Origin of the sequence: Microcoleus asticus IPMA8, assembly GCF_013179805.1 — a bacterium.
Taxonomy (GTDB): Bacteria; Cyanobacteriota; Cyanobacteriia; order Cyanobacteriales; family Microcoleaceae; genus Microcoleus; species Microcoleus asticus.
Genome location: NZ_SRRZ01000007.1, coordinates 80,356 through 93,753, shown reverse-complemented (window position 1 = coordinate 93,753; position 13,398 = coordinate 80,356). Strand labels below are relative to the sequence as shown.

Below are 13,398 nucleotides of genomic sequence, written 5' to 3'. Positions count from 1 at the left end.
GATTAAAATTAACACAACTCGCTCTATATTTCGAGATAATTATCAACAATAAATATCTCAAAGTCTTGTTTTATCGTGCACACTAGCTAATTTAGGATGATTACATTTACGTCAAGGAGCTTAACTACACAGAGGCTTTGATTGTTTTCGGAGATGTCTATACTAAAAATTAGCAATTCCTTCGACTATTAAACAGAAAAGAAGCCGAGAGCAAGAGTGATTTTAGTCCGGGGATGCCAGCCTGCGCCGCAGGTCAAAACCTACCTTAAAAAAAACTTAATCAAACCCTCGTATCCGAACCCATCTATTCCCATTGTTAACAGAAAAATAGCGCTGCGTTGACAGGTCTCGATCGCCTATGTTGGTTTTCTCACCCTCCACAATGCTCAGCTTGCCACACGCTTGCGCGGGACTATTCTGTGGGAAGCAGAACATATAACAGATAGATGAAGAAAGTTTTTTTGCAACCGCTGCAGGGCACAGAGTAGATGCTTGGTCTTGGGTCAAGTCCAAGGACTCCCCATGATACAAGAGAATCTCCGCGTTATGAAAGACCGGGCCGGGTCTTTCAACTTCCAACCGCTGAGTTTGGTCACTAAATGCTGATATTTCCGGCAAAAGCTGAGGCTGTGGCGAGCGGGTTCACAATCTTTTGGATTTTGCCCACACCCAATTCTGCCGCCATCCTGACATTGGGCAGAATTTTTGGTTTTTTCCCTATTCCCCCAGCCTTCTTTTACCAAAACTTTAATTTACTTAATACTTCTTAACAATTGGGCTTTTCCAGAGAAAGCCCACAAAGGCGATCGGCCAACGGGACTGTTCGGGTCGGTTCCACCCCCACTGCAGGCCTATAAAAGCAAACTCTTCGTTTATGGAGCCCCTCGCGCATCTACCCTCAGAAGGAGATTTGCCCGCACTTGCCCCGGAGATGTTTACATTCTTAGAGAGATAAGTTTCTGTAATAATTTGTAATAAACAAAGGCGGGCGAGCGTTGTATAAAGATTATCAGAGGGTTGAAACGACAGGCCAAAGTTAACAAAACACTGATTGACAAGGTTTGTCGCATCTCATAAAAGATGTAAAAAATTCTAAGGTTTCTTAAACGTCCGTTACGATGTAACAATAGTGCAGGTAGCGGAAAGGGAGAACTCGATGGAAGCAGCAGATTAGCTGGCATCCAATTTCAACCCTTACAGGCACTCGTAGCCTGAACAAATTTAACTTAACGGTTTTATACCGCAACCAAACTCAATTAACTCAAGTAGGAGAGTTCTTTCATGTTTGACGCATTTACAAAAGTGGTTTCCCAATCTGACGCTCGGGGCGAATTTCTAGCTCAGGGTCAACTAGATGCTCTCAGCAGCATGGTTTCCGACGCCAACAAGCGGATTGACGCAGTAAACCGCATCACCGGCAGCGCATCCACCATCGTGGCCAATGCAGCTCGCACCTTGTTCGCCGAACAGCCTCAACTGATCGCTCCTGGTGGCAATGCGTACACCAACCGCCGCATGGCAGCTTGCTTGCGCGATATGGAAATCATCTTGCGCTACGTGACCTACGCAACATTTGCAGGCGACGCCAGCGTTTTGGACGACCGCTGCTTGAACGGTCTGCGTGAAACATACCAAGCTCTGGGAGTTCCCGGTGGCTCAGTTGCAGCCGGCGTGCAAAAAATGAAGGAAGCAGCAATCGCGATCGCTAACGACCCCAACGGCGTTACCCGTGGTGATTGCAGCTCGCTGATGTCTGAAATCGGCAGCTACTTCGACCGCGCTGCCAATGCAGTCGGCTAAAAATAGCCAAGCGAACCTTTCTTGTAAAGAAGCGAGCATCGCATTTTTGCAAACAATCATTTTTGTACAAAAACAACACAACATTAGGGAGAAACCAGAACAATGAAAACCCCTTTGACTGAAGCAGTAACCGCAGCCGATTCTCAAGGCCGTTTCCTGAGCAGCACAGAACTGCAAGTCGCCTTCGGCCGTTTCCGCCAAGCAGCAGCAGGTTTGGAAGCAGCCAAAGCGTTGACCGCCAACTCTCAGCGCTTGATCGACGGTGCAGCTCAAGCTGTGTACAACAAATTCCCGTACACGCAACAAATGCAAGGCCCGAACTACGCTTCTACCCCAACCGGTAAAGCCAAGTGCGCTCGCGACATCGGCTACTACCTGCGGATGGTAACCTACTGCTTAGTTGCAGGCGGCACCGGTCCGATGGACGAGTACCTGATTGCAGGTGTTGACGAAATCAACCGGACATTTGAATTGTCTCCTAGCTGGTACGTTGAAGCTCTCAAGTACATCAAAGCCAACCACGGTCTGAGTGGCGACGCTGCAACTGAAGCGACTTCCTACATCGACTACGCAATCAACGCCCTGAGCTAGATTTGCGTGATGCCCGGGATTGTAAGCTGCTGTTAGCTTAAGTGTTAGCGGTTGTTTAGAATTCCGGGCATCTGCGATCGAAGCCTAGTTTTGCAAATACTTTTTTAAGCAGTTTTCAATTTTTAAACCAAAAAAGGAAGAAGCGAAGATGGCGGGATTAGGTGCAGCAGAACGGTTGGGAATAAAAGCATTTGAAGAAGCGGGACGGGTAGAACTGCGCCCCCACTGGACGCAAGAGGATGCGAAAGCAGTAATTCGCGCTGCTTACAGCCAAGTTTTCGGCAACGAGTATTTAATGTCGAGCGAACGACTTACCAGTGCTGAATCTCTGCTGCTGCAAGGGCAGATTTCAGTGAAAGATTTTGTGCGGTCAATTGCACATTCCGAAACCTATCGGAAAAAGTTTTTTTATCCGAACTCGCAAACGCGGTTAATTGAGCTTAATTACAAGCATTTGTTGGGCCGCGCTCCTTACGACGAGTCGGAAATTGCTTTCCACGTTGATTTGTACAATGCAGAAGGCTACGAAGCTGAAATTAATTCTTACATTGACTCAGTTGAGTATGAAGAAAATTTTGGCGAAAGTGTAGTGCCTTACTATCGGGGTTTCGCGACTCAAAGAGGTCAAAAAACCGTCGGTTTTAACCGGATGTTTCAACTGTACCGGGGTTTTGCTTCTAGCGATCGCTCGCAAAACCAAACCCAAGCCCGGCTGACTTGGGAAGTAGCGAGAAATATGGCTTCGCCGATATACACGGCCTCTACCGGAAAAGCCCTTGGCGGCACCTCCGGCGGTTCTCGCGACCAACTCTACCGAGTCACCGCAATGCAAGGTTCGGCTAAGTTTTCGCCCCAAGTGCGGCGGACTACTACCGAATACCTCGTGGCTTACGAGCAACTTTCGAGCCGCTTGCAGCAAATCAACAAACGTGGCGGCAAAGTGGTAAGTATTACCACAGCTTAAAGTTTGTGTATTGACGTTTTTTTGAAACGTCTTTAGCAAATTAGGACTAAGGCTAAAAAATTCTTCAATTTTATGTGTATAGGTAAGGTGCGCGCTGCGCACCCTACTTTGATTCAGGTGCGCACTGCGCGCCCTACTTTGATACATATTAGCCTTAGCCCTAAAAATCTCAAGTGCAACAAAGCTTTAAACTTTTGTCATTAATTTAGGAGAAAATCTGGTGGCGATTACAACAGCAGCGTCCAGACTGGGAACATCCGCATTGAGCGATGCGCCGAAGGTAGAATTGCGTCCGAACTACACCAAAGACGACGTTGAAACGGTGATTCGTGCCGTTTACCGTCAGGTGCTGGGCAACGACTATTTAATGAAATCCGAGCGACTTACAAGTTCCGAGTCTTTGCTGCGGGACGGCAGTTTGACGGTACGAGAATTTGTACGCGCTGTAGCTAAGTCAGAACTGTACAAAACCAAGTTTTTCTACAACAGTTTCCAAACTCGGACGATCGAACTAAACTACAAACACTTGCTCGGTCGCGCTACCTACGACGAATCTGAAGTAATTGAGCACTTAGATTTGTACCAAACAAAAGGCTACGACGCTGATATTGATTCTTACATCGATTCAGTAGAGTATCAAGAAAGCTTCGGCGAAAGTATCGTGCCTTACTACCGCGGCTTTAACACGCAGCGGGGGCAAAAAACCGTCGGTTTTACCCGGATGTTCCGGCTGTATCGCGGCTATGCAAACAGCGATACATCTCAACTAGAAGGCAATAACTCTCGCTTAGCTGTCGAACTCGGCACTAACACCGCTACTGCTGTAGTTGGGCCTTCTGGCGGTAACGAAGGTTGGGCATATCGGCCTTCTGCCAGAAACGTAACTCCCAGCAGCACTTTCGGCGGCGCGGCAGCTTACGGCAAAGAAGGGCGGCTGGTGCGCGTGGAAGTTTCGGGCATTCGCACGGGCGGCTATCCCAGCGTGCGTCGCAGCAGCAAAGCTTTCATCGTACCTGTTGAGGAGTTGTCCTCGCAAATGCAGAAATTTCAACGCATGGGCGCGAAAATCGCCAGTATTACTCCAATTTAGTCAGTTGGCAGTTGGCAGTTGGCAGTTGGCAGTTGGCAGTTACTAGCTTTTAGTCAACAGTCAACAGTCAACAGTCAACAGTCAACAGTCAGAATTACCAATTACCAAGAAGCTTATGTTCGGTCAAATTGTAGCTGGAAAAAGTGGTAATACAGCTTCCGCAGGTCGCTGCTTTCGGTATGAAGTTGTTGGCTTGCGCCAAAGCGATGAAACAAATAATGTGGATTATTCGATCCGATCGAGCGCGAGTACATTTATCACCGTGCCTTACAATCGGATGAATCACGAAATGCAGCGGATTACTCGCATGGGCGGGAAAATTGTCAGCATTCATCCTTTAAGCGCGATCGCAGAATCATCGCATGAATCATCGCATGAATCATCGGGCGATCGCCAATAGTTTGGTTGCAGGGGCGATTAAAATCGCTCCTACACAAGCTAGAACTGCCGATTAAAATCGCTTCTACACAAGCTAGAACTGGCGATTGAAATCGCTGCTACACAAACAAAGTCCACTCCAAACGGACTAAGAGTTAATGCAACCCGCGCAGGCGGGTTTTGTCTGTTTACTAGCGATTTTAATCGCCGAGTTTTCCCAACCCTTGCCTTGCAGGTTTTGTCTGTATAACAGCGATTTCAATTGCCGAATAACGAATAACTAATAACTAATGACTATGGATTATTACGAATCCGACTCACCGCCGGCGGGTGTAGCTGAGGGCGAGTCTTTAACTGTGGAACAGGCGATCGCAAATTTGCACTCCCAAGATTACAGTCTCCGGTATTATGCTGCTTGGTGGATTGGCAGATTTCGAGTCAAGGAACCGGCAGCTATTGCAGCATTAATTGCCGCATTGCAAGAAGAATCAGAACAAACAAAAATCGGCGACTATTCCCTATTGCGAAATGCGGCGCGGGCCCTGGGTAAATTGGGCGACAAACAGGCCTTGCCGGCCCTGATTCGCTGTTTAGAATGCGCCGATTATTACGTGCGGGAAGCGGCGGCTCAAGCTCTAGAAATGCTGGGCGATCGGGATTCTATTGGGCCGCTAATGAAGTTATTAGATGGGGGCGTAGTTGTTGCTGTGCGAGTGCCAGGAAAATCGCACCTCGTGCAACCTTACGACTCGGTAATTGAAGCTTTGGGAACGCTGCAAGCGACAGAAGCAATACCGCTAATTTCACCTTTTTTAGAACATTCTGTGGAGCGGGTGCAGTACGCAGCGGCGCGGGCAATGTATCAGTTAACTGGTGAGCGGATTTACGGAGAGCGGTTGGTAAGCGCTTTGAATGGGGATAATTTGCAGTTGAGGCGATCGGCTTTGATGGACTTGGGGGCGATCGGCTATTTGCCGGGAGCACAAGCTATTTCTGAAACTTTAGCAGAAAATAGCCTGAAATTGATTGCGCTCAAAGGAGTTTTGGAGCATCACCTCAATCAACAAGCATCCCTATCTTTATCAGATGATGCTATCCGCGTTATGGATTTAATGGATAGTTTACTTTAAAAAAAAATTAGTTCACAGCTCAAATAGGGTTGCTGTAGCGATTCTCAATTGTCTGCCGTACATTCAGGAGACAGCACATTTCAGGACAAAGCAGTGCTGTTTCCCTACATATTTTGATGGGAATCTTGGTGGGTGAGGGTGCAAAAAGTTCGATCGCGCGATCGACCCAACTTACAATTAAAATGGTCACGGTAAAGCTTACAAATAAATGGCATTAGAACTAATTCAGGCTGTCGAACAAGCAGATTCTTCCGAGGGCTTGTTAAACTCAGTCAAAGCACTGGCGGCGGCTTCCTCACAACAAGCAATTCCTACCTTAATTACAGTGCTCGGTTACAACAACCCAGGCGCTGCTGTTGCCGCCGTTGACGGGCTGATTCAACTCGGGGAAGCTGCGGTGCTGCCGCTTCTAGAACAGCTTGACGGCTACAATTACGGGGCGAGAGCTTGGGCTGTTCGGGCTTTGGCGGGAATTGGCGACCCCAGGGGTTTGGAGATTTTGCTCGATGCAGCGGCGAATGACTTTGCTTTGAGCGTGCGGCGGGCGGCGGCTAGGGGTTTGGGGACGATTTGCTGGGAACTGATGCCGGCAGAACAAATTGCCGATGCTCAACTTCGCGCGGTGAAAACGCTGCAGCAAGCGTCCCGAGACCCTGAATGGGTGGTTCGCTACGCAGCAGCGGGGGGTTTGCAAGCTTTGGCGGGTGCTGCGGCTGTTAAATCCGATTGGTTAGCGGAAGTTTCGGCCAGGCTTGAGGAAATCGCCCAAACCGATGAAACAGCTTCAGTTAGGGCTAGGGCTTTGCTTGCTAAGCAAAAATTGTCACTTGGCTAGGGTTTGGGCGATGGTCTCTTCCAAGTCCCCTTGACTGAGAGTGGTTAATATAAAGACTTCTTGTACGGTTTTGCCCTGTCTGGCGATGATTTTAAATCCCCCGCGAATCGGTACTGACACTCTTAATGTCATGCGGGGGATGTGTCCTTTAACTTTGTTGATGACGCCCGGAGTGACTGTTTGAATGCCCATTTTTAGGGTGAGGCGCTCTAAAATTGGTATCAAACCGGGAAGGTGGGTAGAGTGATTCCAAACTAGGCGACCTTTGGGTTGTGCGTTCATAAATTTTTAACCAAATTCAACATACCCAGTCTAAGCCACCTCTGGCTGGAAGCAGTTTGAAATTCCCTCAACTTGTGTATCAATAACGTTACTGTGCGTGTTACTGCGAGCAAAGCCACGCAATCTCAAATCGAAATTTTTGATTCCAGCCCCGCAAGCTGAGATTTGATGGTGCAAAATTGTCCTGTACTTTTTGATGTTGTGGGTTGGTAATTGTCGGTTTTTCTAGTTGAGCGGCGATCGCCCCGAGTATTTTTGCGGCGCTGCAAGGTTTCTTGATATAGCCGTCTGCTTTAAGTTCTAGAACCCCTTCCATTTCTGAACCAGTCATAAAAATAAACGGAATGCTGGCGGTTGTAGGTTGCGATCGCAAAACCGCGAAAACTTCTAAACCGTCTACTTCGGGCATCATGACATCAGACAAAATTAAATCGGGAATTTGGGCAGCTAACTCGATACCGACTTCTCCGTTTTCGGCGCCGACAGCTTCAAAACCTCGCGATTTCAGAAGTTCTAATACGGTTTCTCGGATTAAGTCGTCGTCTTCTATGACTAATATTTTTTTCATTTGTTTTACTTTCCTCTTTACTTTGTTTATATTTGTATGTTATGATTCTGGCATTTGAGTTTGAAAAACTTCAATAGGGTTATTGCAAAAACCCACTTTTTACGGGCTACTTTTTACTTCAAAGCCTGCGATCGCAGCTACGCACGCTTATTCGATCTATCACCAGCTTTACCTTTTGTACTAGCGCTCGAAATAGCTCCGGCGTACCTAGCATTGTGAAGGTCTAAAATCTTAAGTTCAACAGTTTATTTAATAGAGATTGCAGCCGGCCAACTCAAAAAGCTTCTATTTGAGTTGCGATCGCAGCTACGTGTAATTAATAAATCCGCCGATGAGCTGAGCGCGAAACTACAAACTGTGAATTTCACAAATTTCTGGCGATCGGGTAAAATATACCTTGCTGTATCGCGATTTGTTGAGGAAAAGGATATGTCAGAATTTCTAGACTTTCTCAGACATCAGTTTGCTTACGTTGCCATTGGCGAATTTAAACCAGGAAAATTTAAAGAAGCAGAAGAACTTTTTGAAAAAGCTGTTGCAACTTATGCGACAGGTTTTAAGGGAGCATACCTGCTGCAATTGCCCAATACAGACAAAGGTATTGCCATCATTTTTTGGGAAAGCGTAGAAGAGATGGCCGCCAATCAAAGCCAAGCTTATCAGGAAATATTGAAACAGATGACGCCTTTGTTTGCGAAAATTCCCGACACAGATGTTTATGAAATCGTCAGTGAAATTCAGCCTAAAAGTAAATGATTAAAAATCCTGCAACCTGCGCGTCATTCCCATTCCCATCGGCGTCTTTCGCCCGACTCCGCTGTAAAGCGCAAAATCTGCTAAAGTGTTAATTTGCTTGATAGTATCAGGAGCTAGATATCCCATAATTCGATAACTAATATCGCCGACGCAGCCAATAAATTTACTTCGAGAATCCGTACTAACTTCTGTTCGGATATCGAAGAAACTGGGGAAAATAGCTTCGGTGAAAGTAGGCTCGATCGCAATTTTGCTGTACTTGTTCCAGCGATTAACTAAACTGCCAAAAATACTTTCACGAGTGGGCATAGCACTATCGTACACACCTTGCCGAAAATTAGTAGGAGTGCAAAAAGTAAAAGCAATTTGGCGCTCAGTTTCCGAAGCTCTATCGAACAATTCGGCGTAAGTACAAAAGTTGACCCACGGCTGGTTTGATTGCGGTTCGCTCAAAATATTAGTAATGTATATATTTGTCGGGCCAAGATGCCAAGGGCGAGCGAAATTGAGTTGCTGCCAAAGTTGAGTTAGGCGATCGAACAAACCGTCATCCAGCAGAGAAATTCGCCACCAAATCGGCGTATTTTCCTGAATAGCTTGCTTGTAATCCCACTGTACAGCCTGCGAACTTGTGCGGGAAGCAGGAGGCAAAACTCTCTTTTGTGGCTGCGGCGTGCTGCTTTTGTAAGCCTCTTTTCTGCTTACTTGGAAAGGGCTTAAAGTGAAAGCTTTTTCATGAGATTGATCGTGCAGGTACGCGCTCAAATCGCTGTCTACAGCACTCACAAGGTTCAAAAATAAAGCGTGGAGATGCCGTCCCGTTAAAAACTGAGATGGAATTGGTGCAACTGGCAGCAGGTTTAAAATAACGCTGTGGGGCATTTTAAAATTAAATACTGTGTCTCTATATGTGTTCAGCTAGTATTAATATTACAGCTAAGTTGCAACTTATATTAAGGAATTTTAATCAGGTAAGGTGCGCAGTGCGCACCCTACGTTTAGGTTGTGATATTGAAGCAAATCTCTGCACTATGATTTTTTAGGCGATCGAGATTTCTGGCGACAAATAAACGTCTTGGATTGCGTTAAATAATTTTACACCTTCTTCAAAAGGACGCTGAAAAGTTTTGCGACCGGAAATTAAGCCGCAGCCACCAGCGCGTTTGTTGATTACCGCCGTGCGAATTGCTTCAGCAAAATCGCTTTTCCCGGAAGCACCGCCGGAGTTAATTAAACCCATCCTTCCCGCATAACAGTTGAGCACTTGATACCGAGTTAGATCGATCGGGTGATCCGTTGTTAAATCAGAGTAAACGCGCTTGTCGGTTTTGCCGTAACTGTGACCGCTAGCTTTAGCAACTGCTTCATAGCCGTTGTTGCATTCGGGCAATTTCTGCTTGATAATGTCAGCTTGAATTGTCACTCCCAAGTGATTTGCTTGTCCGGTTAAATCCGCTGCAACGTGATAATCTTTGTCTTGTTTAAAGATATCGTTGCGGAGGTAGCACCACAAAATTGTCGCCATTCCGTATTCGTGAGCGTGGGCAAAAGCTTGACTGACTTCTTGGATTTGTCGCGTCGATTCCGGGGAACCAAAATAAATTGTTGCTCCCACTGCAACTGCTCCTAAATTCCAAGCTTGCTCGACAGAAGCAAACATTATTTGGTCGTATTGATTGGGATAAGTCAGCAATTCGTTGTGATTGAGCTTGACAATAAAAGGGATTTTGTGCGCGTATTTGCGAGATACGCTTCCCAAAACTCCTAGCGTTGTCGCGACAGCATTGCAGCCTGCAGAAATTGCTAGTTTGATGATGTTTTCGCTGTCAAAATAGATGGGATTCGGTGCAAAAGAAGCGGCCGCCGAGTGTTCGATTCCTTGGTCTACCGGCAGGATGGATAAATAGCCGGTATTTGCCAAGCGTCCGCTAGAATAGAGTTGCTGAAGCGATCGCAAAACTTGAGGAGATCGATCGGTTTGAGCAAAAATGCGATCGACCCAATCCGGGCCCGGCAGGTGCAACAAATCTTTAGAAACTTTCGCTTGATGGGTGAGCAAGTCTTCGGCTTCGTCGCCCAGCCAAGATTCGAGCGAACTGGGAACTGATAGTGTAGCTGTCATGCAGATTTCCCTCTCTATTTCAATTGCAGGCTGATGATTGCAGACATTAGCCTTGCTGATATTGTAGCGAAAAAATCTTATTTTCCATCCCGGCAACGATCGACCCAGTTTTTAACAAGTTAGCGACAACAGCAACTAGGACGCGCTACTCTATAATAAGCTGGCAATTCAGCCGGATCTGCGCTGCCAGCGATCGCCGATCGATTCACAACTTTGCCATCACAATGTCAAATACTTACTTTGATTCTGAAAACAGTCACAAATCCTTCGAGATGCCCGGTGCTCGACCGCATTACAATCCAGATCGCCCCGGTCAAGTAGAGCATATTTTTCTCGACTTAGTGCTGAATATTCCCAAACAAAGCTTTCGCGGCACTTGCAGCATCCGCATCAATCCAGTCCGCAGCGGCATTGACAAATTAACCTTAGATGCGGTAAACCTGAACATTGAATCGGTAAAAGTTGGTGAAACCAAGCAAAATTTCGAGAGCGACGGCGAAGTGCTGCAAATTCAACTGCACGAACCAACAGAAGCTTACCAACCAATTACTATTGCGATCGAATACTGGGTCGAAAAACCCCAGCGCGGTCTCTATTTCGTCGGCCCCGACAAAAATTATCCAGACAAACCAACACAAGTTTGGACTCAAGGCGAAGACGAAGATTCCCGCTTCTGGTTTCCCTGTTTCGACTATCCCGGACAGTTGGCAACTTCCGAAATTAGAGTGCAAGTTCCCAGACAATTTTTTGCCATTTCCAACGGCGAATTAATTAGCACAAAAAACGATGGCGACGATAAGATTTATCACTGGTCGCAAACCCAGGTACACCCGACCTATTTAATGACTTTAGCAGTCGGAGATTTCGCCGAAATCAAAGACGAATGGAACGGCAAACCAGTTAATTATTACGTTGAAAAAAGCCGCGAAGCAGACGCTAGGCGCAGCATGGGCAAAACGCCTCAAATGATTGAATTCTTCTCTGAAGCATTTGGCTATCCTTACCCTTTTCCCAAATACGCTCAAGTCTGCGTCGATGATTTCATCTTTGGCGGTATGGAAAATACTTCGACAACTTTGCTAACAGATAGGTGCTTGCTAGACGAACGCGCCACCCTCGACAATCGAGGTACTGAAAGCTTAGTCGCCCACGAATTAGCTCACCAGTGGTTCGGCGATTTAGTAGTAATTAAACATTGGTCTCACGCTTGGCTGAAAGAAGGCATGGCTTCTTATTCCGAGGTGCTGTGGACTGACAAAGAATATGGCAAAGAAGACGCGGCTTACTATATGTTAAATGAAGCCCGCAATTATTTAGCTGAAGATAGTTCTCGCTACCGCCGCCCGATCGTTACTCACGTTTACCGCGAAGCAATCGAATTGTACGATCGCCATTTGTACGAAAAAGGCGCTTGCGTTTATCACATGATTCGCGCCGAGTTGGGCGACGAATTATTTTACAAAGCCATTCACACTTTTGTGCGGGATAACGCTCACAAAACTGTAGAAACGATCGATTTGCTCAGGGCGATAGAAAAGGCTACCGGTCGCAATCTCATGTTTTTGTTTGACCAGTACGTTTATCGCGGCGGTCATCCAGATTACAAAGTTGCTTATTCCTGGGATGGCGACAGCAAATTAGCAAAAGTGACTGTAACACAAACTCAGGTAAAAGACAGCAAAAATGGCAACGGGAACGGCAACAGCAAAGATGTATTCGATCTGAAAATTCCGATCGGCTTCGGTTACAAGCCGGAAAAAGAGGCATACGATGACAGTTCTGCACCTTCAACCCCGAACCTAAAAACTTTTACAGTGCGAGTCTACGAACGCGAGCAAAGCTTCTATTTTCCCCTAGAGGAGAAGCCTGCATTTATCAGTTTTGATGTCGGCAATAAATACTTAAAAACAGTTGTTTTAGAATATGGAGTTGCGGAACTAAAAGCTCAGTTGCAATTCGATCCCGACCCGGTTTCTCGGATTTACGCTGCCCACGCTTTGGCGAAAAAGGGAGGACTGGAAGCGGTGAAAACGCTGTCAGAAGTTCTCAAGAAAGAGCCGTTCTGGGCTGTGCGGGCGGAAGTTGCCAGCCAGTTAGTAGAAATTAAACTTGACCAAGCTTTTGAAGGTTTAGTAACTGGTTTGAGAGATAAAGATGCTCGTGTTCGCCGTGCTGTGGTGGCGGCGCTGAGTAAAATCAAAACTCACGAAACTTATAAAGCGCTAAGATCGATCTTAGAAAAAGGCGACGCCAGCTATTACGTAGAAGCAGCCGCAGCGAGTGCTATTGGCGGAATATCAGCAGCTAACCCCGACGAAAAACCGACCGACGAACAGGTACTAAAAGAGTTAAAATTGGTACTCAAAGAACGTCAGGGCTGGAATGAGATCGTGCGATCGGGTGCGATCGTCGGTTTGGCACAGATGAAAACTTCTGAAGATGCGCTGAATCTAATTTTGAAATACACTGCTGCGGGTACTCCGCAAGCTTTGCGCTTGGCTGCAATTCGCTCTTTGGGCACAATTTCGACTGGTCAAACGAAGGTCAATTTAGAACGGATTTTGCAGCGATTGGCAGAATTATCTAAAGAGACGTTTTTCTTGACTCAAGTCTCTGTAGTAGCGGGATTAGGACAAATGCAAACTCGCAAAGCAATTCGCATTTTGGGTTCTTTAGCTGACCAAACTCCCGACGGCCGCGTCCGCCGCATGGCTGATGAAGCTGTGCAAAGAGTGCAGAAAAATGCTGGTTCTGATGCAGCGGTAAAGCAGTTGCGGGAGGAATTAGACCAGGTGAAAAAGGAGAATCAAGATTTGAAGAGTCGTATGGAAAATTTGGAGGCTAAGGCGAAGAAAGATTAGGCGTAAAACCGCATACCGGCG

14 protein-coding genes are annotated in these 13,398 nt (G+C 46.6%); 9 read left to right on the top strand and 5 right to left on the bottom strand.

Annotated elements, in window-relative coordinates; translation table 11 throughout:
- Window positions 1-1,281: 1,281 nt before the first annotated feature.
- The 6 genes from cpcB (at window position 1,282) to cpcE (ending at window position 5,953) form a co-directional block, all read left to right on the top strand.
- The gene (gene cpcB / locus E5S67_RS03290) at window positions 1,282-1,800 is read left to right on the top strand and encodes a C-phycocyanin subunit beta (RefSeq protein WP_015175794.1); all 519 of its coding nucleotides are present in this window, start codon (window positions 1,282-1,284) and stop codon (window positions 1,798-1,800) included.
- A gap of 102 nt (window positions 1,801-1,902) precedes the next feature.
- The gene (cpcA, locus tag E5S67_RS03285) at window positions 1,903-2,391 is read left to right on the top strand and encodes a C-phycocyanin subunit alpha (protein ID WP_172185445.1); all 489 of its coding nucleotides are present in this window, start codon (window positions 1,903-1,905) and stop codon (window positions 2,389-2,391) included.
- Between the two features lie 148 nt (window positions 2,392-2,539).
- Complete coding sequence (locus E5S67_RS03280; RefSeq protein ID WP_172185443.1) at window positions 2,540-3,355, top strand: phycobilisome linker polypeptide; 816 nt, start codon at window positions 2,540-2,542, stop codon at window positions 3,353-3,355.
- 220 nt (window positions 3,356-3,575) lie between these two features.
- Window positions 3,576-4,445 (top strand): phycobilisome rod-core linker polypeptide, encoded by an 870-nt coding sequence (locus E5S67_RS03275; RefSeq protein ID WP_172185441.1) that lies wholly within the window; start codon window positions 3,576-3,578, stop codon window positions 4,443-4,445.
- 115 nt (window positions 4,446-4,560) lie between these two features.
- A complete protein-coding gene (cpcD, locus tag E5S67_RS03270) occupies window positions 4,561-4,845 on the top strand; it encodes a rod-capping linker protein CpcD (RefSeq protein ID WP_172185439.1) in 285 nt (94 codons plus the stop codon).
- 268 nt (window positions 4,846-5,113) lie between these two features.
- Window positions 5,114-5,953 (top strand): C-phycocyanin alpha-cysteine-84 phycocyanobilin lyase subunit CpcE, encoded by an 840-nt coding sequence (cpcE, locus tag E5S67_RS03265; RefSeq protein ID WP_172185437.1) that lies wholly within the window; start codon window positions 5,114-5,116, stop codon window positions 5,951-5,953.
- Window positions 5,954-5,972: 19 nt separating this feature from the next.
- On the opposite strand, the gene E5S67_RS03260 is transcribed toward cpcE, so the two are convergent.
- Window positions 5,973-6,143 (bottom strand): hypothetical protein, encoded by a 171-nt coding sequence (locus E5S67_RS03260; protein WP_172185435.1) that lies wholly within the window; start codon window positions 6,141-6,143, stop codon window positions 5,973-5,975.
- Window positions 6,144-6,161: 18 nt separating this feature from the next.
- On the opposite strand from E5S67_RS03260, the gene cpcF reads away from it, so the two are divergent.
- Window positions 6,162-6,788: a C-phycocyanin alpha-cysteine-84 phycocyanobilin lyase subunit CpcF gene (gene cpcF / locus E5S67_RS03255; RefSeq protein ID WP_172185433.1), complete on the top strand. Its 627-nt coding sequence runs from the start codon at window positions 6,162-6,164 to the stop codon at window positions 6,786-6,788.
- Here cpcF and E5S67_RS03250 read toward each other — a convergent pair.
- Both E5S67_RS03250 and E5S67_RS03245 read right to left on the bottom strand, forming a co-directional pair.
- Entirely contained in the window at window positions 6,777-7,070 is a 294-nt protein-coding gene (locus E5S67_RS03250; RefSeq protein ID WP_015175787.1) for a DUF2103 domain-containing protein, read from the bottom strand. The two genes, cpcF and E5S67_RS03250, sit on opposite strands and share 12 nt — an antisense overlap.
- Before the next feature lie 100 nt (window positions 7,071-7,170).
- Window positions 7,171-7,638, bottom strand: a complete 468-nt coding sequence (locus E5S67_RS03245) for a response regulator (RefSeq protein ID WP_172185431.1) — start codon at window positions 7,636-7,638, stop codon at window positions 7,171-7,173.
- A gap of 429 nt (window positions 7,639-8,067) precedes the next feature.
- Here E5S67_RS03245 and E5S67_RS03240 point away from each other — a divergent pair, with 429 nt between their 5' ends.
- A complete protein-coding gene (locus E5S67_RS03240; protein ID WP_172185429.1) occupies window positions 8,068-8,394 on the top strand; it encodes an antibiotic biosynthesis monooxygenase in 327 nt (108 codons plus the stop codon).
- Here the strand turns inward: E5S67_RS03240 and cas6 are convergent, their stop codons facing one another.
- Together cas6 and E5S67_RS03230 are read right to left on the bottom strand one after the other, a co-directional pair.
- Window positions 8,395-9,276 (bottom strand): CRISPR-associated endoribonuclease Cas6, encoded by an 882-nt coding sequence (gene cas6 / locus E5S67_RS03235; protein WP_172185427.1) that lies wholly within the window; start codon window positions 9,274-9,276, stop codon window positions 8,395-8,397.
- A 157-nt stretch (window positions 9,277-9,433) separates the two neighbouring features.
- A complete protein-coding gene (locus E5S67_RS03230; protein WP_172185425.1) occupies window positions 9,434-10,516 on the bottom strand; it encodes a class I fructose-bisphosphate aldolase in 1,083 nt (360 codons plus the stop codon).
- Between the two features lie 224 nt (window positions 10,517-10,740).
- Between E5S67_RS03230 and E5S67_RS03225 the strand changes: the two genes are divergently transcribed.
- The gene (locus E5S67_RS03225) at window positions 10,741-13,377 is read left to right on the top strand and encodes a M1 family metallopeptidase (protein WP_172185423.1); all 2,637 of its coding nucleotides are present in this window, start codon (window positions 10,741-10,743) and stop codon (window positions 13,375-13,377) included.
- Window positions 13,378-13,398: the final 21 nt, after the last annotated feature.